The organism is Thiomonas sp. DCM-2, from assembly GCF_056820905.1.
The window spans coordinates 202,883-225,586 of sequence record NZ_CM165962.1 but is presented as its reverse complement, the minus strand read 5'-3'; the positions used below and the strand labels follow the sequence as shown (position 1 = coordinate 225,586).

The following is a 22,704-nucleotide window of genomic DNA, read 5'->3' as shown; positions in this document are numbered from 1 at the left end:
GGGACACAGCTTACTTCGCCGACTTGTGCTTGCGTCGCGCCTTCACGCCGTCGGCCAGCACCTGCATCAGTTCGACCGAATCGTCCCACGGCAGGCAGGCGTCGGTGATGCTCTGGCCGTAGGTCAGCTTGGCCGGGTCGTCCTTGCCGGGGGTGAACTTCTGCGCTCCGCCATGCAGGTGGCTCTCGGCCATCACGCCGAAGATGCAGCGCTCGCCCGCAGCGAGCTGCGCGGCGATGTCGCGGGCCACGTCGAGCTGGCGCATGTGCTGCTTGGCGCTGTTGGCATGCGAGCAGTCGATCATCAGCCGGCAGTCGAGCTTGGCGTCTTCGAGCGCAGCGCAGGCGGCGCGCACACTGGCGGCGTCGTAGTTCGGCGTCTTGCCGCCGCGCAGAATCACATGGGTGTCCTTGTTGCCCCGGGTCTGCACAATGGCCACCTGGCCGTTCTTGTGGACCGACAGAAAAGAGTGCGGGCGACGCGCAGCATGAATGGCATCGGTGGCGATGCGCAGGCTGCCGTCGGTGCCGTTCTTGAAGCCGATCGGCGCGGACAGTCCCGAAGCCAGCTCGCGGTGCACCTGGCTTTCCGTCGTGCGGGCACCGATCGCGCCCCAGGAGATGAGATCGGCGATGTACTGCGGCGAGATCACATCGAGGAATTCGCTGCCTGCCGGCACGCCCAGGCGGTTGATGTCGATGAGCAGCTCGCGTGCGATGCGCAGCCCTTCGTCGATGCGGAAACTCTCGTCGAGATACGGGTCGTTGATCAGCCCTTTCCAGCCCACCGTGGTGCGGGGCTTTTCGAAATACACCCGCATGACGATTTCCAGCTCGCCCGCGTGCTGCCTGCGCAGCGCGGCCAGGCGCTGCGCGTACTCCAGCGCGGCCTTGGGGTCGTGGATCGAGCAGGGGCCGATGATCAGCAGCAGCCGGTCGTCCTCGCCGTGGATGATGCGGTGCAGCGCCTGGCGTGTGTCGGCCACCAGGGTTTCGACCGGCGTGTCGGCAATCGGAAAGAAGCGGATCAGGTGATCTGGCGGCGGCAGCGGCACGATGTGCTTGATGCGCGCGTTGTCGGTGCGGGAGGTCTTGTCTTCCTGCGGCTTGTGCAAGGCGTCTGCGGCGGATTTGGACTGCATCGGGGGCTCTCCGGCTGGCGTTGGATTCAGGCGTGCCGACTGTGCGGCGGCAACATGGAGGTCTGGGGCTGTGATGGAATCGAACATGATGGTTTGCACCGCGTGTTGCCCATCGCCCGACCAAAAAAAACCGCCGGGCTGGGCCGGCGGTTTTTGAGGATTTGTGGGCTGCGCGTCAGCCTCTCCCTCCGCCGGTGCGGTGCGAGAAAAACCAGAAACCAAAAAAATAGAAGCGGTTTGCGGTCATGGCTGTCTGCGTCTGTAAAGCTCGATTGAAGCAGAACGGCCGCCGCATGGCAAGCAAACCGCCGATTTGCGCGCAAAACGCGTGACGAATTGTCGCAACGCAACGGCAGCCGTGGGTTCCTGCGAACCGCGCAGCGAAAGACACAGATCGGCTGTTTATGATGCATGGCCTGATCCTGGGCCACCAACCCTGCTCCCCGCGTGTGGGAAGCCTCCACGACGCCGCCGATGTCTGCACCACCCAAATCTTCCCGAACGTTCTGGACCCGCTTGTCGTGGGTTCTGCTCGCGCTCGCCGTCGTCGCAGCCGTTCTGTGGTGGCGCAGCCGCCCGCCCATCGTGCCCGGCTACAGGATCGAGACCCGCAATCTGGTGCAGAACGTGGTGGCCACGGGCTATGTCATCACGCCATCGCGGGTGCAGGTGGCGAGTGAAATCACCGGTACTGTGGTCAAGCGACTGGTCGATCGCGGCGCGCATGTCAAGGCCGGGCAGGTGTTGCTGGAATTGCGGGCCGATCAGACTTCTGCCCAGCTCGATCAGGCCCGCGCGGCGCTGCGTCAACTGGTTGAACAATCGCGCCCGCAGGCTGCCGCCGGCCTGGCGCAGGCCAGGGTGCAGCTCGAGCAGGCCGAGCGTGATTTCAAGCGCGCTCAGGGCGTGTTCGACGCCGGTGGCGGCTCGGCGCAACAGCTCGAGCAGGCACAGACCGCCTTGCGCAACGCCCGCCAGCAGCGCGACAGCGCGCAGGCTGCGTATGCCGCAGTGGCGCCCGGCGGCGCGCAGCAGCGCGCGCTGGAGGCGGCACTCAACGCCGCCAGTGCGGTGAATGCGCGCAATGTGGTGCGCGCCGGGGTTTCCGGCGTGGTGCTGGCGCGCAATGTCGAGGTCGGAGACACGGTCACACCTGGCCAGTCGCTGTTCACCCTGGCGATGGACGGGGCCACGGAAATCCTGCTGCCGGTCAACGAACAGAGCATCGGCAATCTGCAGATCGGACAGCAGGCGCGTTGCGTGGCGGACGCCTATCCCGACCGCAGCTTTGCGGCGCAGGTGAGCTTTCTGGCGCCGCAGGTCGATCGCACCACGGGCACGCTGGAGGTGCGCCTGCGCGTGCCCGAGCCGCCGTCCTGGCTCAAGCAGGACATGACGGTGTCGGCCGACATCGTCACCGCGCAACGGAGCAACACGCTGGTCGTGCCCAACGACGCGCTGCGCAAGGTCAATGGCGACCGGGCTTCGGTGCTGGTCCTGCGCAACGGTCGGGCGCAGGATCAGCAGGTCAAGCTGGGGCTGCAGGGGCTGACGCTGACGCAGGTGGTCTCGGGCCTGACCTCCGGAGAGTCGGTGCTGGCGAGCAGTGGCGTGACGCCGGGCGCCCGGGTGCGGCTGCAGGTCCTGCCGCTGCCCAGCGCTGCGGCCAGTGCTGCGGCGTCAGGCAACGATCTGCCCATGCCGGGCCGCTGAGCCTGCGAGCAGCTGCGCCCATGCGTCTGTCCTGGAATATCGCCCTGCAGTTCCTGCGGGATGGCCGCGCGCAGTCGCTGCTCATCCTCATCGGCATCGCCGTGGGCTCGGCGGTCATCGTGTTCATCACCGCGCTGGTCACGGGCTTGCAGGGCAATATCGTCAACCGCACGCTGGGCAGTCAGCCGCAGATCGTGGTCAAGGCGCCGGATCTGGTGCCGCTGACCCCGCCTCCCGCATCCCACACGATGTACCTGTCGCAGATCGACCCCCGGCCGCAGCGGCTGCGCGGCATCGACAATGCCGCTGCGGTGCTCCATGCCATCCGCAACATGCCGGACGTGAGGGCCGCCACGCCCGTGGTCTCCGGCCCGGCATTTGCGCAGCGCGGCAATGCGGTGCGGGCAGTGGCCATCCTCGGCATCGAGCCGTCGAGCTATGTGCGCATCATTCCGATCAACACCGACATCGTCGCCGGGCAGTTTGCCGTGGGCGCGGAAAAAATCCTCATCGGCTCGCGGCTGGCCTCCGATCTCGGGCTGAGCGTTGGCGACACCCTGCGTCTGACCGGCCCCGCTGGCCAGGCGCAGGCGTTTCGCGTCGCGGGCATTTTCACCATCGGCGTGCGGGACGTGGACGAACGCCAGGTCTACCTCGGCCTGCAGCAGGCGCAGACCCTGCTGGGGCTGCCCGGCTCGACCACGGAAATCGATCTGAGCGTGAACGATCTGTTCAGCGCGCAGGCCATTGCCGCGCGCATTGCCCACACCTTCGACGTCAAGGCCGAGAGCTGGATGACGACCAACAGCCAGCTGCTCAACGCGCTGCGCTCGCAATCGCTTTCGACCAACATCATCCGCCTGTCGATTGCGCTGTCGGTGGCGCTGGGCATCGCCAGTGTGCTGGCGGTCAGCGTGGTGCAGCGCACCCGCGAAATCGGCATCCTGCGCGCCATGGGTGCCACACGGCTGCGCATGATGTCGGTGTTTCTCATCCAGGGCGGCGTGCTGGGGCTGATCGGCTCCACCATCGGTGCTCTGCTGGGGGTCAGTCTGGTCTATGTGTTCAACACCTCGGGGCCGCGATTGTTCCCGGTGACCATCAGCCCGTGGCTGGTGCCGCAGGCCATGCTGATCGCCACGCTGGCGGGCATTGTTGCCGCATTCGCTCCGGCGCGGCGCGCATCACACCTCGATCCGGTCGAAGCCATCCGCACCGTCTGATTGCCGCCGATGCCCAACGCCGCAACCCCGTCCACGCCCCCCGTGCTGCACCTGGAAGGCCTGCGCAAGGCCTATGGCGCGGGCACGCCGCTCGAAGTCGAAGTGCTGCACGGCATCGATCTGACGCTGCATGGCGGCGAATTCGCCGCGCTCATCGGCCCATCGGGCTCGGGCAAGAGCACGCTGCTCAACCTCATCGGTCTGCTCGATACGCCCAGCGGCGGCGAAATCCATGTGCAAGGTCGGCCCACAGTCGCCTTGAACGACGCCGAGCTCACCGCGCTGCGCGGCCGCACCCTGGGCTTCGTGTTTCAGTTCCATCACCTCATCAACGCCTTCAGCGTGCTCGATAACGTGATGATGCCCGCGTTGCTCGGCGGGGCGCCGCGCGATGGGGCCACGCGCGACCGCGCCCTCGAACTGCTCGACGCCGTGGGTCTGGCGATGCACGCCCACAAGCGCCCGACAGAGCTCTCCGGCGGACAGCAGCAGCGGGTGGCCATCGCCCGCGCGCTGATGATCCGCCCGCCCATCCTGCTGGCGGACGAGCCGACCGGCAATCTTGATTCACGCTCGGCCGACGAGGTGTTCGCGCTGTTTCGCCGCTTCAACCAGACCTTCGGCTGCGCCGTGCTGCTGGTGACGCACGACCCACGCATCGCCGCGCGTTGCGACCGCGTGCTCGAACTGCTCGATGGCCGCTTGGTTGCGGATCGCAGCAACCCGGCTCAGGCATAATCACAAATAAGAGTCATTCTTATTGGTGGCTGCCGCGATGCGCCTTTTTTTTCGTGCTCTCCCTCTTGCTCTCCTGATCCACACGGCCCTGATGTCGCCCGCCCGGTCACAGACCACGGATCCGGACCTGCAGCTGGCCCCATTTGCCGCCCCCATCACGCCACCGAGCCAGACCTGGAGCAAGGGCCTGAGCACCGCACTGCACCTCGATGCGGAGACGCTTGGCGTCGTTGGCGGCAGTGGTGCGCGCCAGGCCGTGTCCATTGCGGCATTCCAGGCTGCAGCCACGCTGGACACCGCGCAGGCCGGCTGGTGGAGCGGTGGCCAGTTCGACATCATGCTCATGGGTCTGCGCAGCAACGGCAATCTGCAGACGCTCACCAACACGGTGCAGTTGCCGAGCAATCTCTGGGCACCCAATTTTCTGCGGCTGTACCAGCTGAGCTACCGTCAGCAGCTTGGCCCGGGGTTTGTGCAGGGCGGCATCATGGACATGAACAACACCTTCGACACCACCGGGGTGGCCGGCCATCTGCACAACGCGTCGTTCGGCATCGCCCCCACACTGACCTCGAATGCCAACATCGCCACCTTCCCCAATCCCGGTCTGGGGCTGATGGGCGGGCTCAACCTGGGCGCCGACTGGTCTGCGCAGGCTGGCGTCTGGCAGGGCGACCCGCCCGGCATGACAGGCGTGCTGCGCCGCGGCATGTTGTGGGTCGCCGAGGCCGACCATACCTGGAGTGGCGCCGAAGACCCCGCCGGCACCCTGAAACTCGGGGCCTGGCATCTGCGGCAGAGCAACCCCGCGTATGGCGCCGACAGTGGCGGGCTGTATGTCGTGAACGAGTGGCGCTGGAAGGATCCGGCCCGGCGCAATTGGGCCGCCTTCCTGCAGGGCGGCTGGAGCCCGGCGGCATCCAACCCGGTGCAGGCTTATGTCGGCGCGGGTGTTCGTGTTGTTGGCATCCACTCCGCGCGACCAGCGGACGTGCTGACCCTGGGCATCGCACAGGCGCGCCTGCGGGCGCTGCCCAGCGAGACCGTGGCGGAAGCGGTGTATTCGCTGCAACTCGCGTCGCACATCTATCTGCAGCCCGACATCCAGCACATTCAGCATCCAGGCGGCGGCCCCGGCCAGCAATGGGTGGCGGGGCTGCGGGTGCACATCGAACAGTAGCGTCGGCAACCTACAATGGCGGGTTCCGCGCCCGGTGCGCGCGCCCCTATCTCCACACACCATGAGCCTCAAATGCGGCATCGTCGGACTGCCCAACGTGGGCAAGTCCACCCTTTTCAATGCGCTGACCCAGAGCGCCATACCGGCGGAAAACTATCCCTTCTGCACCATCGAACCCAACACCGGCATCGTGGAACTACCGGACCCGCGGCTCGATCAGCTCGCCGCCATCGTCAAGCCACAACGCACGGTGCCCGCCGTGGTGGAGTTTGTCGATATTGCCGGCCTGGTCGCGGGTGCCAGCCAGGGCGAAGGGCTGGGCAACCAGTTTCTTGCACACATCCGTGAAACCGACGCCATCATCAACGTGGTGCGCTGTTTCGAAGATCCCAATGTGATTCACGTCGCCGGGCGGGTCGATCCGATTTCCGACATTGCCGTCATCCAGACCGAGCTTTGCCTGGCCGATCTGGGCACGGCGGAAAAGAGCCTGCACCGCATGAACAAGCAGGGCCGCTCGGGCGACAAGGACGCCAAGCGAGTGGCCGACCTGCTTGAGCGCATCATCCCTGCGCTCAACGAAGCCCGCCCGGTGCGCGCGCTGGGCTTGAGTGCCGAGGAACTCGCCCTGATCGCGCCGCTTTGCCTCATCACTGCCAAGCCCGCCATGTTCGTCGGCAATGTGATGGAAGACGGCTTCGAGAACAACCCGCACCTCGATCGCCTGCGCGAGTATGCAGCGCAGGAAAACGCGCCGGTGGTGGCCATCTGCGCCAAGCTGGAGAGCGAACTCGCCGGGCTGGATCCCGAGGAAAAGCAGGCCTTCCTGACCGATCTCGGCCTGGAAGAACCGGGGCTGAACCGCCTGATCCGCGCCGCGTTCAAGCTGCTCGGCCTGCAGACCTATTTCACCGCAGGAGTGAAGGAGGTGCGCGCCTGGACGGTGCGCATCGGCGCCACCGCACCGCAGGCGGCCGCAGTCATCCACACGGATTTCGAGCGCGGCTTCATCCGCGCGCAGACCATCGCCTTCGACGATTTCATCCGCTACGGCGGCGAGCAGGGTGCGAAGGATGCGGGGAAAATGCGCGCAGAAGGCAAGGACTACGTCGTGAAGGATGGCGACGTGCTGCACTTCCTGTTCAACGTCTGATCGCTGCAGACAAACGCATTCGCGGATACAGTGAACGACTTTCGCGCCGCTTCGTGAGAGGCCGCGCGAGCATCATTCATCCATAAGAAAACCGTTCACATGAATTCCGGCGTTGTCTACGCTTTTGCGGCCTATGTCATCTGGGGCCTGTTTCCGCTCTACTTCAAGGCACTTGAGCAAATCCCGTCATTGCAGATTCTCGCGCACCGCATGGTGTGGTCGCTTCTCTTGGTGGTCCTGCTGCTGGCGGCGCTCAAGCGCTGGAGCTGGCTGAAAATCCTGCGAGAACAACCTGCAGTGCTTGCGCGTTTCGCCCTGAGTGCCCTGCTGCTGTCGAGCAACTGGGGCATCTATATCTGGGCGGTCAACAGCGATCATGTCGTGGATGCGAGTCTGGGCTACTACATCAATCCGCTGGTGAATGTGGCGCTGGGTTCGGTGTTGCTGCATGAACGCTTGCGCGCTCTGCAATGGGTGGCACTGGGAATCGCGGCGATGGGTGTCACGGTGATGGCGCTTGAGGTCGGTCATGTTCCCTGGATCAGCCTGAGCCTTGCGCTCACCTTCGGCGGTTATGCCCTGCTGCGCAAGACGGCGCCACTGGGCGCGCTCGAAGGCCTTGCGGTGGAAACCGCGGTGCTGTTCCCGCTGGCTCTGCTGTATCTGTATTGGCTCGGCGCGCAGGGTCAGAACGCGTTTGCCACGGCAGGGGTGTCCACACGCTGGCTCCTGGTGGCGGCAGGACCGATCACCACGGTTCCGCTGCTGCTGTTCGCGGCAGGTGCGCGCCGCATGTCCATGACGTTGCTTGGGGTGCTGCAGTACATCACGCCGTCTCTGCAACTGGCCTTGGGTGTCTGGCTGTATCACGAACCGTTCGCCCTCGCGAAGATCGTCGGTTTCGGGCTGGTTTGGGCCGGAATTGCAGTGTTTCTGCTGGACGGCCTGCGAACCGCCTGGAACAAGCCGCGGGCGGGCACCCAGCCGCCGCTGAAGGCTGAAGACGCCATCGCCTCCAGGCTCTGACAGGAGGCCTGCCCGCCGCAGAACCCGATCGATCAGGGATACAGGCCCCGCTCTTCCCGCGCCTGCAGCACCCGCTCGCAAGCCACCACAAAGGCCGCGGTTCTCAGGCTGACGTGCAGTTGATCGGCTGTATCCCAGACGCGGGCCAGCGCATTGCCCAGAATCTTGTCCAGCCGCGCGTTGATATCGTCCTCGTCCCAGAAGAAGCTGGAAAAATCCTGCACCCACTCGAAGTAGGACACCGTGACGCCACCCGCATTGCAGATGACATCGGGCACCACGAGGATGCCCCGGCTGGCCAGAACATCGTCCGCTGCGGGCAGGGTCGGGCCATTGGCGCCTTCCAGAATGAGCTTTGCCGTGGTGCTGCGCGCCCGCTCCGCAGTGATCTGTCCTTCAAGGGCAGCCGGAATCAGCACATCGCAGGGCGCCGCCCAGAAATCCGCGTTGGACGCGGCTTGTGCGCCGGGAAAGCCGCTCACGCCCCCCTTCTCTGCAACATGCCGCTGCAGCGCGCTGACATCCATCCCCTTGTCGTTCAGAATGGTGCCAGTGTGATCCTGCACGGCGACGATCAGCGATCCGCTCTGGGCAAAGAGCTCCGCTGCGGTTCCTCCCACATTGCCGAAGCCCTGCACGGCGATGCGCAGCCCTTTCCTGTCGAGCTTCAATCGTCTCAGTGCCTCGCTGCCGGTCACGAACACGCCACGTCCGGTCGCCTTCACCCGCCCCAGCGAGCCGCCCAGTGGGATCGGCTTTCCGGTGACCACACCCGTTGCCGTCGCTCCGACATTCATCGAGTACGTGTCCATCATCCAGGCCATGATCTGGCTGTTGGTATTGACATCGGGCGCCGGAATGTCCTGCTGCGGGCCGATGATGATGCCGATTTCACTGGTGTAGCGCCGTGTCAGTCGCTCCAGTTCCTTGCGTGACAGCTTCGAAGGCGATACCCGGATGCCACCCTTGGCGCCTCCATAAGGCAAGCCGACCGCCGCATTCTTGATGGTCATCCACGCCGACAGCGCCATGACTTCTTCGAGCGTGACGTCGGGGTGATAGCGCACGCCGCCCTTGCCCGGCCCGCGCGAGAGATTGTGCTGCACGCGATAGCCCTCGAAATGCTGCACGGAGCCGTCGTCCATTTCGATGGGCACGTCCACGATCAGCGAACGTTTTGGCCGCTTGAGGGTCTCGCCCCAGCGCGCCAGGGGGCCAAGATGCGGCAAGACCCGATCGACTTGTGCCAGATAGGTGAGCCAGGGGCTATCGGCCTTCGGGTGGATGTAGGACAGTGTGCAGACCGGATCGCGGCCCGCTGCATCGGACAAGGTGGTTGTCGTCATGTCGTCTCCTGTGAACTTGGTGGTGATTCGGCTTGGCGTGACCCTCCCACATGGTCTGAAACACCGCACCGAAGCGCATGTCGCCGCGCCTCATCACTGTAGTCCACTCAAACCACCCTGCCCGCACCGAGACCGTATGGACAAGCAAGACATGCAAGCAATCTTGACCACGCCGCCCCAGCGCAAAGAAAAACCCGCCCCTGCCGACCCGCAAATGCGGAATCAACAGGCGGCGGGTTGTTGCGCCCTGCCTGCACCCGCGCATTCACGCGAGTCGGCAAGACCTGCGGTTCAGACCACTGGAACCTTAGATCACCTGACCCTTGGTGATCAGGCGACTGACCACCCAGGACTTGGTCTTGGAGATCGGGCGGGATTCCGCAATTTCAACCACATCGTTCATGTGGTACTGGCCACTCTCGTCATGCGCGCTGTACTTCTTGGAACGCGCAATGAACTTGCCATAGATGGGATGTTGCATGCGACGTTCGACCAACACGGTCACGGTTTTCTGACGCTTGTCGCTGACCACGCGGCCAACCAGCGTGCGCTGGACTTTCTTCTGTTCCGTCATGGCTTAACCCTTGGCCTTCTTTTCTTGAATCAAGGTGCGCACCCGAGCGATCGCCCGCTTGGTGTTGCCCAGTTGAGACGTGTTCTGCAGCTGCTGAGTCCCTTTCTGCATGCGCAGATTGAAATGGGCCTTCAACAGACTGTCGAGTTCGGTCTGCAGCGCAGGAATATCCTTGGCGCGCAGTTCGGTGAGTTGAGCGGAGGTTTTCAATTCGCTCTCCTTATGCGCCGATCAGGCGCGAAACAAAAATGGTGCGGAACGGCAGCTTGGCAGCGGCAAGCTCGAATGCCTCCCGCGCCACGGCCTCTGGCACACCTTCGATTTCATAGAGCACGCGGCCCGGCTGGACTTCCGAGACGTAATACTCGGGGTTGCCCTTGCCGTTCCCCATGCGCACTTCGGCAGGCTTGATCGAAATCGGCTTGTCCGGAAAGACACGGATCCAGATGCGTCCGCCACGCTTGACGTGACGTGAAATGGCGCGGCGCGCAGATTCGATCTGACGCGCAGTGATGCGGCCACGAGTCGTGGCCTTCAGGCCGAATTCGCCAAATGCAACGGTGGCTCCGCGAGTGGCGAGGCCGGTATTGCGGCCCTTCTGCTCTTTGCGGTATTTGCGACGAGCGGGTTGTAGCATGAATTCTCTCCTTAAGCGCCTGCGCCCGGCGTACCGCTGGGTCCGGCCGGTTTACGCACACGCTTCACAGCAACTGATTTTTCGCCATCGGCAGAAGGCGCCGCGGCCGCTTCGTCACGACGGGGGGCAGCACGACGCGCTCCAGAGGGGCGAGCGGCACCAGGGCGACGATTGCGGCGATCCTCTTCCTGGGCAGCTGGCTCTGACTTGGCCGGAACCAGTGCGCCCTTCGCAGGCGTATCACCCTTGTACACCCAGACCTTGACCCCGATCACCCCGTATGTGGTCTTGGCTTCCGAGGTGGCGTAATCGATGTTCGCACGCAGAGTCTGCAGCGGCACACGGCCTTCACGGTACCACTCACGTCGTGCAATTTCGATGCCGTTCAGACGACCAGAAGACATGATCTTGATGCCCTGAGCGCCCATGCGCATGGCGTTCTGCATGGCGCGCTTCATGGCGCGGCGGAACTGGATGCGCTTTTCGAGCTGCTGGGTGATGGAGTCGGCGATCAATTGGGCATCGATTTCGGGCTTGCGCACCTCTTCGATGTCGACAGCAACTGGCACACCCAGGCGCTTGGCCAACTCGGCCTTCAGGTTTTCGATGTCTTCGCCCTTCTTGCCGATCACAACGCCCGGACGTGCGCTGTAGATCGTGATGCGAGCATTCTTGGCAGGGCGCTCGATGAGCACGCGCGACACCGAGGCGTTCTTCAGACGCTTGCTCAGGTACTCGCGCACCATGATGTCTTCGCTGAGCATCTTGGCATACTGCGTGCTCGGCGCATACCAGCGCGAAGCCCAGCCACGGGTGACGGCCAGACGGAAACCGGTCGGATGAATTTTCTGTCCCATAGCGTTCTCAGTTTCCGACTTGAATGTAGATATGGCAGGTGGGCTTGCTGATGCGATTGCCACGACCCTTGGCGCGCGCACTGAAGCGCTTGAGGGTCGAGCCCTCTTCGACCATGATCTTGGTGACCATCAGTTCGTCCACATCGGCGCCATCGTTGTGCTCGGCGTTGGCAATCGCCGACTCCAGCACTTTCTTGATGATGCCCGATGCCTTCTTGGGCGAGAACTCCAGGATGTTCAGAGCGGAGTCCACTTTTTTGCCGCGGATCAGGTCCGCCACCAGTCGACCTTTTTGGGCCGAGAGGCGAACGCCGCGTAGGGTTGCACGAGTTTCCATGTGTCTGCCTTACTTCTTCGCCTTTTTATCGGCGGGGTGTCCTTTGAATGTCCGCGTCAGCGCGAATTCGCCAAGCTTGTGTCCGACCATCTGATCGGACACATAGACCGGGACATGCTGTTTGCCGTTGTGCACGGCAATCGTCAGACCGATGAATTCGGGCAGGATGGTGGAACGACGCGACCAGGTTTTCACCGGGCGCTTGTCCTTGGTGCTGACCGCAGCTTCAACCTTCTTCAGCAGATGCTGGTCGCAGAACGGACCTTTTTTGAGTGAGCGAGCCATGTGCTATCCCTTACTTCTTACGACGCGACACGATCATGCTCTGCGTGCGCTTGTTGTTGCGGGTGCGGTAACCCTTGGTCGGCGTGCCCCACGGGCTGACCGCCACGCGGCCTTCACCCGTCTTGCCTTCACCACCGCCGTGGGGGTGATCGACCGGGTTCATGGCCACACCACGAACCGTCGGACGAATGCCTTGCCAGCGGATTGCACCGGCCTTGCCGTACTGGCGCAGATTGTGCTCTTCGTTGCTGACCTCGCCCAGCGTGGCGCGGCAGTCGATGTGAATGCGACGCACTTCACCGGAGCGCATGCGCACCTGAGCATGAATGCCTTCGCGGGCCAGCAGCACGGCCGAAGCACCCGCGGAACGCGCGATCTGCGCACCCTTGCCCGGCTGCATTTCGATGCAATGGATGGTCGAGCCCACCGGAATGTTGCGGATCGGCAGGGTGTTGCCAGCACGAATCGGCGCCTCGGCACCGCTCATCAGCGTGGCGCCCACTTCCAGATTGCGCGGCGCGATGATGTAGCGACGCTCGCCATCCGCGTAGCAAACCAGGGCGATGTGCGCCGTACGGTTCGGGTCGTATTCGATCCGCTCGACCTTGGCTGGAATGCCATCCTTGTCGCGGCGGAAATCGACCACGCGATAGTGGTGCTTGTGACCACCACCGCGATGGCGGGTGGTGATGTGACCGTTGTTGTTGCGACCCGCCTTCTGGAACTGGGGCTCGAGCAAGGAACGCTCAGGCTCACCCTTGTACAGATGCGGATGCGTGACCTTGACGACCGCACGGCGGCCTGCCGAGGTCGGCTTGACTTTGACGACGGGCATTTAGACACCCTCCTGCGCGAAGTTCAGCTCTTGTCCAGCCTTCAGGCAGACATAGGCCTTTTTGACATGATTGCGGCGGCCGGCCCCGCGCGCGGTGCGCTTGACCTTGCCTTTGAGGTTGCTGATCTGCACCGACTCGACGTCCACCTTGAACATCAGCTCGACAGCGGCCTTGATTTCGGGCTTGGTGGCATCACGCATCACGCGGAAAACGACCTGATTGCGCTTTTCCGCAACCATGGTGGCCTTTTCGGAAATGACCGGCGCACTCAAGACCTGCATCAGACGCTGGGGATTGATCACAGCTTGCTTCATGACAGCATCTCCTGCAGTTGGCTGACCGCGCCTTTGGTCATCACGACCTTCTTGTAGAACAGGAGGGACAGCGGATCGGCATAACGCGGCTCGACAACGAGCACATTGGGCAGATTGCGCGCGGCGAGAAACAGATTTTCATCTGCGCCGTCCGCAATGATCATCACCGACTCAAAGCCCATGGCCTTGCACTTCTCGGCCACCAATTTGGTCTTTGGCGCCTCAACGGTGAACGAGTCGACCACCACCAGACGGCCTTCACGTGCCAGCTGCGAGAACAGCGAACGCATGCCAGCTCGGTAGGCCTTCTTGTTGACCTTGTGCGTGAAGTTTTCGTCAGGCGAATTCGGGAAAATCTTTCCGCCCCCACGCCACAGAGGGGAAGACGTCATCCCCGCACGCGCACGGCCCGTTCCTTTTTGCTTCCAGGGCTTGCGCGTGGAGTGCTTGACCACAGCACGATCCTTTTGCGCACGATTGCCCAGACGCGCATTGGCCTGATAGGCAATGACGATCTGGTGAACCAGATCTTCGTTGAAATCGCGCCCGAATACCTCCGGGCTGACTTCAAATTTTTCGGCAGGCTGGCCCTGCGCATTGATGAAATCGAGCTGCATCACTGACCTCCTGCCGCAGCCTTGACCGCGGGACGCAGAAACACAAAGCCGGAGCGCGAACCAGGCACAGCCCCCTTGACCAGAATGAGTTGGCGCGCCTCATCGATGCGCACAACTTCCAGGTTTTGCACAGTGACCGTCTCGTTGCCCATCTGGCCCGCCATGCGCTTGCCAGGGAAAACGCGACCCGGATCCTGCGCCATGCCGATGGAACCCGGCGCACGCGTCGTGACCGAGTTGCCGTGCGATGCACGGTTGGAAGAGAAGTTGTGACGCTTGATCGAACCGGCAAAGCCCTTGCCGATCGACACCCCTTGCGCATCCACCATCTGCCCAACCTGGAAAAGGGTGGCAGGAACAACAGCACCCGGAGCGAAGTTGGCCGCCTTGTCTGCAGGCAGATCAAATTCCTTGAGGATTTCAGCCGGCTCCACACCCGCCTTGGCCAGGTGACCTGCCTGACCCTTGGTCAGGCGTGACGGCTTGCGCGAACCAAAAGCGATCTGGACGGCGCTGTAGCCATCCACATCGTGTGTGCGCACCTGCGACACCCGGTTGCCGGACGCATCCAGCACGGTGACGGCGATGGATTCCCCATCATCGGTGAACACACGCGTCATTCCGACCTTGCGCGTGACAAGGCCCATTGAATGTGAGCTCATTGTTTTCTCCTGCCTGGCTACGATTGGCCAAGCCCGTAAGTTAGTCAGTGCAACTGCAAGATTCTGCAGCGCGCTTTTGCCGCTCGATTTGCCGCCTTATCGCAGCATTCTCGCATGCCCTCCGAAGAGGGAAATCTTTAAATCATACACCAAGCGTCTTGCCGCAGCAAGACGCTTGAATCATTGCAGCTTGATTTCCACATCAACCCCAGCGGGCAGATCGAGCTTCATCAGCGCATCGACCGTTTTGTCGGTCGGGTCGACGATATCCATCAGACGCAGGTGGGTACGAATTTCGAGCTGGTCACGCGATGTCTTGTTGACGTGCGGGGAACGCAGGATGTCGAAACGCTGCAGGCGTGTCGGCATGGGCACCGGGCCCTTGACGATTGCGCCCGTGCGCTTGGCGGTATCGACGATTTCCATCGCAGACTGGTCGATCAGCTTGTAGTCAAACGCCTTCAGACGAATACGAATTTTTTGGTTTTGCATGATGTTCTCTTCAAAGAGCGAAAGTCGGCGCACCAGGCGCCGACCGGTTCCGTTGGACGAATTTATTCGATGATCTTCGCCACCACACCGGCGCCGACGGTGCGACCGCCTTCACGGATGGCGAAGCGCAGACCTTCTTCCATCGCGATCGGGGCGATGAGCTTGACGGTGATGCTGACGTTGTCGCCGGGCATGACCATTTCCTTGTCCTTGGGCAGTTCCACTGCGCCGGTGACGTCGGTGGTGCGGAAGTAGAACTGGGGACGGTAGTTGTTGAAGAAGGGGGTGTGGCGGCCGCCTTCGTCCTTCGAGAGGACGTAGATCTCGGCGGTGAAGTGGGTGTGGGGCTTGACGCTGCCGGGCTTGCACAGCACCTGGCCGCGCTCGACGTCTTCGCGCTTGGTGCCACGCAGCAGAATGCCGACGTTGTCGCCGGCCTGGCCTTGGTCGAGCAGCTTGCGGAACATCTCGACGCCGGTGCAGGTGGTCTTCTGGGTGGGACGGATGCCGACAATTTCGATTTCTTCGCCGACCTTGATGATGCCGCGCTCGATGCGCCCGGTCACCACGGTGCCACGGCCGGAGATGGAGAAGACGTCTTCAACGGGCATGAGGAAGGCGCCGTCCACGGCACGCTCGGGCGTGGGGATGTAGCTGTCGAGGGCGTCGGCCAGGCGGAAGATGGCTTGTTCGCCGAGGTCGCCCTTGTCGCCTTCGAGGGCGAGCTTGGCCGAGCCTTTGATGATGGGGGTGTCGTCGCCGGGGAAGTCGTACTTGGAGAGGAGTTCGCGCACTTCCATTTCAACGAGTTCGAGCAGCTCGGCGTCGTCGACCATGTCGCACTTGTTGAGGAAGACGATGATGTAGGGCACGCCGACCTGACGGGCGAGCAGGATGTGCTCGCGGGTCTGGGGCATGGGGCCGTCGGCGGCGGAGACGACGAGGATGGCACCGTCCATCTGGGCCGCACCGGTGATCATGTTCTTGACGTAGTCGGCGTGGCCGGGGCAGTCGACGTGGGCGTAGTGCCGGGTGGCGGTCTCGTATTCGACGTGGGCGGTGTTGATGGTGATGCCGCGGGCCTTTTCTTCGGGTGCTGCGTCGATCTCGTCGTACTTCTTGGCCGAACCGCCATACTTGGCCGACAGCACGGTGGTGATGGCCGCCGTCAGCGTGGTCTTGCCGTGATCGACGTGACCAATCGTGCCCACGTTGACGTGCGGCTTGGTCCGCTCAAACTTTTCCTTCGCCATGATGGTTTCCTTCTTTGAATTCGGTTGATGTGGATTGATTACTTGCTTGCTCGCGCGCTGATGATGGCATCCGCCACATTCTTCGGCGCTTCTGCGTAGTGCTTGAATTCCATCGAGTAGGTTGCACGCCCTTGGGACATGGAACGCAGCGTCGTGGAGTAGCCGAACATTTCCGAAAGAGGCACTTCGGCCTTGATCGCCTTGCCGCCACCCGGCATGTCTTCCATGCCCTGCACCATGCCACGGCGAGAGGACAAGTCGCCCATCACGTTGCCTGCATAGTCTTCGGGGGTTTCAACCTCAACAGCCATCATCGGCTCGAGAATCACAGGATTCGCCTTGCGACACCCTTCCTTGAAGCCCATCGAGGCGGCGATCTTGAATGCCTGCTCGGACGAATCCACATCGTGATAGGAACCGAAGTGCAGCGTGACCTTGACATCCACAACGGGATAACCCGCGAGCACGCCCGCATTCAAGGACTCTTCAATGCCCTTCTGGACGGCAGGAATGTATTCGCGAGGGACCACGCCGCCCTTGATGGCGTCCACAAACTCAAAACCCTTGCCGACTTCGTTTGGCTCCACCTTGAGAACAACGTGGCCGTACTGGCCCTTGCCGCCCGATTGACGCACGAACTTGCCTTCGGCATTGTCCACTGCCTTGCGAATCGTCTCACGATAGGCAACCTGCGGCTTGCCGACATTGGCCTCCACGCCGAACTCGCGCTTCATGCGGTCGACAATGATTTCAAGGTGCAACTCGCCCATGCCGGAAATGATGGTCTGACCAGACTCCTCATCCGTCTTGACGCGGAAGGAGGGATCCTCCTGCGCGAGACGCTGCAAAGCCAGCCCCATCTTCTCTTGGTCGGCCTTCGTCTTGGGCTCCACAGCCTGCGCAATCACGGGCTCGGGGAACACCATCTTTTCCAGAGTCACTATCGCATCCGGGCTGCACAGGGTTTCGCCGGTCGTGACCTCTTTCAGGCCAACCGCCGCGGCAATATCGCCCGCGCGCACTTCCTTGATTTCTTCCCGGTTGTTCGCGTGCATCTGCAGCAGTCGGCCAATCCGTTCCTTCTTTCCCTTGATCGGGTTGTACACCGTGTCACCGGACGCGAGCACTCCCGAATACACACGAATGAAGGTCAGCTGACCGACATAGGGGTCCGTCATCAACTTGAATGCGAGGGCGGAGAACTTTTCGTTGTCATCTGCCTTGCGGACGACTTCCTTTTCATCCTCGTCGTGCCCCATGACTGGCGGAATATCCACGGGTGAGGGCATGAACTCGATCACGGCGTCCAGCATGCGCTGCACACCCTTGTTCTTGAATGCAGTCCCGCAAAGCATGGGCTGAATTTCGCTCGCGATCGTCCTTGCGCGCAACCCCTGCTTGATTTCCGCCTCGCTCAGCTCACCCGTCTCCAGGTACTGATTCATCAGTTCCTCGCTGGACTCGGCCGCTGCCTCGACCATCTTCTCGCGCCATTCCTTGCAGGTTTCCACCAAGTCGGCAGGGATGTCTTCGTAGCTGAACTTCATCCCCTGAGAGGCTTCATCCCAAATGATGGCCTTCATCTTGATCAGGTCGACCACCCCTTTGAAGTTTTCTTCAGCCCCGATGGGCACAACGATGGGCACAGGATTCGCCTTCAGGCGCGTGCGCATCTGCTCATAGACCTTGAAAAAATTGGCGCCGGTACGGTCCATCTTGTTGACGAAGGCCAGCCGAGGAACCTTGTATTTGTTGGCCTGGCGCCAAACGGTTTCCGACTGCGGCTGCACGCCACCCACGGCGCAATACACCATGCAGGCACCGTCGAGCACCCGCATGGAACGCTCGACTTCAATGGTGAAGTCAACGTGACCGGGGGTATCGATGATGTTGATGCGGTGATCAGGCAGAGACCGGTCCATGCCCTTCCAGAAGCACGTTGTCGCAGCCGAAGTGATGGTAATTCCGCGCTCCTGCTCCTGCTCCATCCAGTCCATCGTGGCCGCGCCGTCATGCACCTCGCCAATTTTGTGATTGACGCCGGTGTAGAACAGGATGCGCTCAGTCGTCGTGGTCTTGCCAGCGTCGATGTGCGCAGAGATACCGATGTTTCTATAACGCTCAATCGGAGTGATTCGTGCCATGATGAAATCCAAAGTTGTTTTTAGAAGCGGAAATGCGAGAAGGCCTTGTTGGCCTCAGCCATACGGTGCACCTCGTCGCGCTTCTTCATTGCAGAGCCGCGGCCCTCAGCGGCTTCCAGCAATTCATTTGCAAGCCGTTGCTGCATCGATTTCTCGTTGCGCTTCTTTGCCGCCTCGCGAATCCAACGCATGGCCAGTGCCATGCGGCGCGAAGGCCGCACTTCCACGGGCACCTGATAGTTGGCACCGCCGACGCGGCGGGACTTGACCTCGACCATGGGACGCACATTACCCATCGCAGCAGAAAAGACTTCAAGTGGGTCCTTGCCCGACTTTTCTTGAATCGTGTCGAAGGCGCCATAAACAATACGCTCTGCGACGGCTTTTTTGCCGGAGAGCATGACGACGTTCATGAACTTCGCAACATCAACACTGCCGAATTTCGGATCCGGCAAAATTTCTCGCTTCTCTACTTCGCGACGACGAGGCATGATTTCTCCAATTCAGTTGGGCTAAACCCAAGCCCTATTCGGGCTGCTTACTCCGCAGTTGCGGACGGAAATCGATTGAATACTGCTGTAATCGAATTATTTCTTGGGGCGCTTTGCGCCGTACTTCGAGCGTGATTGCTTGCGGTCCTTGACAGCCTGCAGGTCAAGAGAACCGCGCACAATGTGATAACGCACACCAGGCAAATCCTTGACGCGGCCTCCACGGACGAGAACCACCGAGTGCTCTTGCAGGTTATGGCCTTCGCCGCCGATATAGGAAATGACCTCGAAGCCATTCGTCAGACGGATTTTTGCAACCTTTCGCAAAGCTGAATTAGGCTTCTTTGGCGTCGTCGTATACACACGCGTGCACACACCACGGCGCTGCGGGCAGTTTTCCATCGCAGGGCTTTTGGATTTGACTCGCTCGCTCACACGCGGAGAGCGAACCAATTGATTGATCGTTGGCATAGATCTTCCTCACTCCTGCCGGAGCACGGTAATTGGAACAAAACAACATGACAAAAGCCCGACCATCAAGGGATGGCCGGGCTCGTTAGGGTAGCCTGACGATGTCCTACTTTCACACGCGAATGCGCACTATCATCGGCGCTGAACTGTTTCACGGCCCTGTTCGGGATGGGAAGGGGTGGTTCCAGTTCGCCATGGTCATCAGGCATAACTTGTTGACGAAAACTCGTCCAATTCAAAAGCTGATTGATTGCATCTATATGGTCAAAATTATAGGATCAAGCCGCACGGGCAATTAGTACTGGTTAGCTCAACACATTACTGCGCTTCCACACCCAGCCTATCAACGTTGTCGTCTTCAACGACCCTTTAGGGAGATCGAGTCTCCAGGGAGGCCTTATCTTGAGGCAAGTTTCCCGCTTATATGCTTTCAGCGGTTATCTCTTCCGAACTTAGCTACCCGGCGATGCCACTGGCGTGACAACCGGTACACCAGAGGTTCGTCCACTCCGGTCCTCTCGTACTAGGAGCAGCCCCTCTCAAGCCTCCAACGCCCACGGAAGATAGGGACCAAACTGTCTCACGACGTTTTAAACCCAGCTCACGTACCTCTTTAAATGGCGAACAGCCATACCCTTGGGACCGGCTACAGCCCCAGGATGAGATGAGCCGACATCGAGGTGCCAAACACCGCCGTCGATATGAACTCTTGGGCGGTATCAGCCTGTTATCCCCAGAGTACCTTTTATCCGTTGAGCGATGGCCCTTCCATACAGAACCACCGGATCACTATGTCCTGCTTTCGCATCTGCTCGACTTGTCAGTCTCGCAGTTAAGCACGCTTATGCCATTGCACTATCAGCACGATTTCCGACCGTGCCTAGCGTACCTTCGAACTCCTCCGTTACGCTTTGGGAGGAGACCGCCCCAGTCAAACTGCCCACCATGCACTGTCTCCGAACCGGATTCACGGTCCAGGGTTAGAACCTCAAACACATCAGGGTGGTATTTCAAGGTTGGCTCCACGACACCTGGCGGCACCGCTTCAAAGCCTCCCACCTATCCTACACAGATCTGTTCAAAATCCAATGCAAAGCTACAGTAAAGGTTCATGGGGTCTTTCCGTCTTTCCGCGGGGAGATTGCATCATCACAAACATTTCAACTTCGCTGAGTCTCGGGAGGAGACAGTGTGGCCATCGTTACGCCATTCGTGCAGGTCGGAACTTACCCGACAAGGAATTTCGCTACCTTAGGACCGTTATAGTTACGGCCGCCGTTTACCGGGGCTTCGATCAAGAGCTTGCACCCCATCACTTAACCTTCCGGCACCGGGCAGGCGTCACACCCTATACGTCCACTTTCGTGTTTGCAGAGTGCTGTGTTTTTAATAAACAGTCGCAGCCACCTTTTCACTGCGGCCCTTTTCTGCTCAGCCTGTACGGCGTCACATACCGAGGGCGTACCTTATCCCGAAGTTACGGTACAAATTTGCCGAGTTCCTTCTCCCGAGTTCTCTCAAGCGCCTTAGAATACTCATCTCGCGCACCAGTGTCGGTTTGCGGTACGGTCGTGTCTAGCTGAAGCTTAGTGGCTTTTCTTGGAAGCAGGGTATCAATCACTTCAGCAGCAAGCTGCCTCGTTATCATGCCTCAGCTAAGCCCCCCGGATTTGCCTAAGGGGCACGCCTACACACTTGAACCGGGACATCCAACACCCGGCTGATTTAACCTTCTCCGTCCCCACATCGCACTAGACATCGGTACAGGAATATTGACCTGTTTCCCATCGACTACGCATCTCTGCCTCGCCTTAGGGGCCGACTCACCCTACGCCGATGAACGTTGCGTAGGAAACCTTGCGCTTTCGGCGAAGGGGCTTTTCACCCCTTTTAACGCTACTCATGTCAGCATTCGCACTTCTGATACCTCCAGCATGCTTCTCAACACACCTTCACAGGCTTACAGAACGCTCCTCTACCATGTGCTTACGCACATCCGCAGCTTCGGTATATAGCTTAGCCCCGTTACATCTTCCGCGCAGGACGACTCGATCAGTGAGCTATTACGCTTTCTTTAAAGGGTGGCTGCTTCTAAGCCAACCTCCTGACTGTCAATGCCTTCCCACTTCGTTTCCCACTTAGCTATATTTAGGGACCTTAGCTGGCGGTCTGGGTTGTTTCCCTCTTGTGTCCGGACGTTAGCACCCGGTGCACTGTCTCCCGCGCTGCACTCACCAGTATTCGGAGTTTGCATTGGTTTGGTAAGTCGTCATGACCCCCTAGCCAAAACAGTGCTCTACCCCTGGCGGTGATACGCGAGGCACTACCTAAATAGTTTTCGAGGAGAACCAGCTATTTCCGGATTTGTTTAGCCTTTCACCCCTATCCACAGCTCATCCGCTAGTTTTGCAACACTAGTCGGTTCGGACCTCCAGTACGTGTTACCGCACCTTCATCCTGGCCATGGATAGATCATCCGGTTTCGGGTCTACACCCAGCGACTAGTCGCCCTGTTCGGACTCGGTTTCCCTGCGCCTTCCCTATTCGGTTAAGCTTGCCACTGAATGTAAGTCGCTGACCCATTATACAAAAGGTACGCCGTCACCCCGTAGGGCTCCGACTTTTTGTATGCATACGGTTTCAGGATCTATTTCACTCCCCTCCCGGGGTTCTTTTCACCTTTCCCTCACGGTACTTGTTCACTATCGGTCGACTACGAGTATTTAGCCTTGGAGGATGGTCCCCCCATGTTCAGACAGGATTACACGTGTCCCGCCCTACTTTTCGCATACCTAGTTCTACAAAAGATATTTTACATACAGGGCTATCACCTTCTATGGCCGACCTTTCCATGTCGTTTTGCTATATCAAATGCTAAATTATGCAGGCTGTTCCGATTTCGCTCGCCACTACTATCGGAATCTCGGTTGATTTCTTTTCCTCGAGTTACTGAGATGTTTCAGTTCACCCGGTTCGCTTCAATGACCTATGTATTCAGTCAAAGATACCCTTGCGGGTGGGTTTCCCCATTCGGAAATCTGCGGGTCAAAGCTTGTTTGCCAGCTCACCGCAGCTTATCGCAGGCTACAACGTCCTTCATCGCCTGTAGTCGCCAAGGCATCCACCGTATGCACTTAGTCGCTTGATCCTATAATTTTGACCACTAGTCAAATAGGATTGAACTCATATTTGCGATGCAATCGCAATGTATGGC

At 60.7% G+C, this 22,704-nt stretch carries 23 protein-coding genes and 2 rRNA genes; 6 read left to right on the top strand and 19 right to left on the bottom strand.

Features of this window, described 5'->3' with window-relative positions; translation table 11 throughout:
* Window positions 1-10: 10 nt before the first annotated feature.
* On the bottom strand, window positions 11-1,141 hold the full coding sequence (locus AC1ZQA_RS01095) for a 3-deoxy-7-phosphoheptulonate synthase (protein WP_482678005.1): 1,131 nt from the start codon (window positions 1,139-1,141) through the stop codon (window positions 11-13).
* A gap of 474 nt (window positions 1,142-1,615) precedes the next feature.
* Between AC1ZQA_RS01095 and AC1ZQA_RS01090 the strand changes: the two genes are divergently transcribed.
* From AC1ZQA_RS01090 to rarD, 6 genes are all read left to right on the top strand, one after another.
* Window positions 1,616-2,854 (top strand): efflux RND transporter periplasmic adaptor subunit, encoded by a 1,239-nt coding sequence (locus AC1ZQA_RS01090; protein WP_482678004.1) that lies wholly within the window; start codon window positions 1,616-1,618, stop codon window positions 2,852-2,854.
* A 20-nt stretch (window positions 2,855-2,874) separates the two neighbouring features.
* Entirely contained in the window at window positions 2,875-4,077 is a 1,203-nt protein-coding gene (locus AC1ZQA_RS01085; protein ID WP_482678003.1) for an ABC transporter permease, read from the top strand.
* Window positions 4,078-4,086: 9 nt separating this feature from the next.
* On the top strand, window positions 4,087-4,815 hold the full coding sequence (locus AC1ZQA_RS01080; protein ID WP_482678002.1) for an ABC transporter ATP-binding protein: 729 nt from the start codon (window positions 4,087-4,089) through the stop codon (window positions 4,813-4,815).
* A 91-nt stretch (window positions 4,816-4,906) separates the two neighbouring features.
* Window positions 4,907-5,995: a carbohydrate porin gene (locus AC1ZQA_RS01075; protein ID WP_482678001.1), complete on the top strand. Its 1,089-nt coding sequence runs from the start codon at window positions 4,907-4,909 to the stop codon at window positions 5,993-5,995.
* A gap of 61 nt (window positions 5,996-6,056) precedes the next feature.
* Window positions 6,057-7,148: a redox-regulated ATPase YchF gene (gene ychF, locus AC1ZQA_RS01070; protein ID WP_482678000.1), complete on the top strand. Its 1,092-nt coding sequence runs from the start codon at window positions 6,057-6,059 to the stop codon at window positions 7,146-7,148.
* A gap of 99 nt (window positions 7,149-7,247) precedes the next feature.
* A complete protein-coding gene (gene rarD / locus AC1ZQA_RS01065; protein ID WP_482677999.1) occupies window positions 7,248-8,174 on the top strand; it encodes an EamA family transporter RarD in 927 nt (308 codons plus the stop codon).
* 32 nt (window positions 8,175-8,206) lie between these two features.
* Here the strand turns inward: rarD and AC1ZQA_RS01060 are convergent, their stop codons facing one another.
* The 18 genes from AC1ZQA_RS01060 to AC1ZQA_RS00975 form a co-directional block, all read right to left on the bottom strand.
* Complete coding sequence (locus AC1ZQA_RS01060; protein ID WP_482677998.1) at window positions 8,207-9,520, bottom strand: Glu/Leu/Phe/Val family dehydrogenase; 1,314 nt, start codon at window positions 9,518-9,520, stop codon at window positions 8,207-8,209.
* 307 nt (window positions 9,521-9,827) lie between these two features.
* Window positions 9,828-10,094, bottom strand: coding sequence for a 30S ribosomal protein S17 (rpsQ, locus tag AC1ZQA_RS01055; protein WP_482677997.1), 267 nt, complete (start codon window positions 10,092-10,094; stop codon window positions 9,828-9,830).
* A gap of 3 nt (window positions 10,095-10,097) precedes the next feature.
* A complete protein-coding gene (gene rpmC / locus AC1ZQA_RS01050) occupies window positions 10,098-10,304 on the bottom strand; it encodes a 50S ribosomal protein L29 (protein WP_482677996.1) in 207 nt (68 codons plus the stop codon).
* A gap of 10 nt (window positions 10,305-10,314) precedes the next feature.
* Entirely contained in the window at window positions 10,315-10,731 is a 417-nt protein-coding gene (rplP, locus tag AC1ZQA_RS01045; RefSeq protein ID WP_482677995.1) for a 50S ribosomal protein L16, read from the bottom strand.
* An 11-nt stretch (window positions 10,732-10,742) separates the two neighbouring features.
* Window positions 10,743-11,588, bottom strand: a complete 846-nt coding sequence (gene rpsC, locus AC1ZQA_RS01040; protein ID WP_482677994.1) for a 30S ribosomal protein S3 — start codon at window positions 11,586-11,588, stop codon at window positions 10,743-10,745.
* Between the two features lie 7 nt (window positions 11,589-11,595).
* Window positions 11,596-11,925 (bottom strand): 50S ribosomal protein L22, encoded by a 330-nt coding sequence (gene rplV / locus AC1ZQA_RS01035; protein ID WP_482677993.1) that lies wholly within the window; start codon window positions 11,923-11,925, stop codon window positions 11,596-11,598.
* A gap of 9 nt (window positions 11,926-11,934) precedes the next feature.
* The gene (gene rpsS / locus AC1ZQA_RS01030) at window positions 11,935-12,210 is read right to left on the bottom strand and encodes a 30S ribosomal protein S19 (protein ID WP_055449837.1); all 276 of its coding nucleotides are present in this window, start codon (window positions 12,208-12,210) and stop codon (window positions 11,935-11,937) included.
* Window positions 12,211-12,220: 10 nt separating this feature from the next.
* Window positions 12,221-13,045, bottom strand: coding sequence for a 50S ribosomal protein L2 (gene rplB / locus AC1ZQA_RS01025; RefSeq protein WP_482677992.1), 825 nt, complete (start codon window positions 13,043-13,045; stop codon window positions 12,221-12,223).
* Window positions 13,046-13,360: a 50S ribosomal protein L23 gene (gene rplW, locus AC1ZQA_RS01020; RefSeq protein ID WP_482677991.1), complete on the bottom strand. Its 315-nt coding sequence runs from the start codon at window positions 13,358-13,360 to the stop codon at window positions 13,046-13,048.
* On the bottom strand, window positions 13,357-13,977 hold the full coding sequence (gene rplD, locus AC1ZQA_RS01015) for a 50S ribosomal protein L4 (protein WP_482677990.1): 621 nt from the start codon (window positions 13,975-13,977) through the stop codon (window positions 13,357-13,359). Before rplD ends, rplW begins: the two co-directional genes overlap by 4 nt.
* The gene (rplC, locus tag AC1ZQA_RS01010) at window positions 13,977-14,639 is read right to left on the bottom strand and encodes a 50S ribosomal protein L3 (protein WP_482677989.1); all 663 of its coding nucleotides are present in this window, start codon (window positions 14,637-14,639) and stop codon (window positions 13,977-13,979) included. The genes rplD and rplC overlap by 1 nt, the downstream gene beginning before the upstream one ends.
* Before the next feature lie 180 nt (window positions 14,640-14,819).
* Complete coding sequence (rpsJ, locus tag AC1ZQA_RS01005) at window positions 14,820-15,131, bottom strand: 30S ribosomal protein S10 (protein WP_055449832.1); 312 nt, start codon at window positions 15,129-15,131, stop codon at window positions 14,820-14,822.
* 62 nt (window positions 15,132-15,193) lie between these two features.
* On the bottom strand, window positions 15,194-16,384 hold the full coding sequence (gene tuf, locus AC1ZQA_RS01000; RefSeq protein WP_482677737.1) for an elongation factor Tu: 1,191 nt from the start codon (window positions 16,382-16,384) through the stop codon (window positions 15,194-15,196).
* A 38-nt stretch (window positions 16,385-16,422) separates the two neighbouring features.
* Window positions 16,423-18,528, bottom strand: a complete 2,106-nt coding sequence (gene fusA, locus AC1ZQA_RS00995; RefSeq protein ID WP_482677988.1) for an elongation factor G — start codon at window positions 18,526-18,528, stop codon at window positions 16,423-16,425.
* Between the two features lie 20 nt (window positions 18,529-18,548).
* The gene (gene rpsG, locus AC1ZQA_RS00990) at window positions 18,549-19,019 is read right to left on the bottom strand and encodes a 30S ribosomal protein S7 (protein WP_013107283.1); all 471 of its coding nucleotides are present in this window, start codon (window positions 19,017-19,019) and stop codon (window positions 18,549-18,551) included.
* Between the two features lie 96 nt (window positions 19,020-19,115).
* On the bottom strand, window positions 19,116-19,490 hold the full coding sequence (gene rpsL, locus AC1ZQA_RS00985) for a 30S ribosomal protein S12 (protein WP_482677987.1): 375 nt from the start codon (window positions 19,488-19,490) through the stop codon (window positions 19,116-19,118).
* Between the two features lie 93 nt (window positions 19,491-19,583).
* Window positions 19,584-19,696 (bottom strand): 5S ribosomal RNA (gene rrf / locus AC1ZQA_RS00980).
* Between the two features lie 68 nt (window positions 19,697-19,764).
* Window positions 19,765-22,638 (bottom strand): 23S ribosomal RNA (locus tag AC1ZQA_RS00975).
* Window positions 22,639-22,704 lie beyond the last annotated feature (66 nt).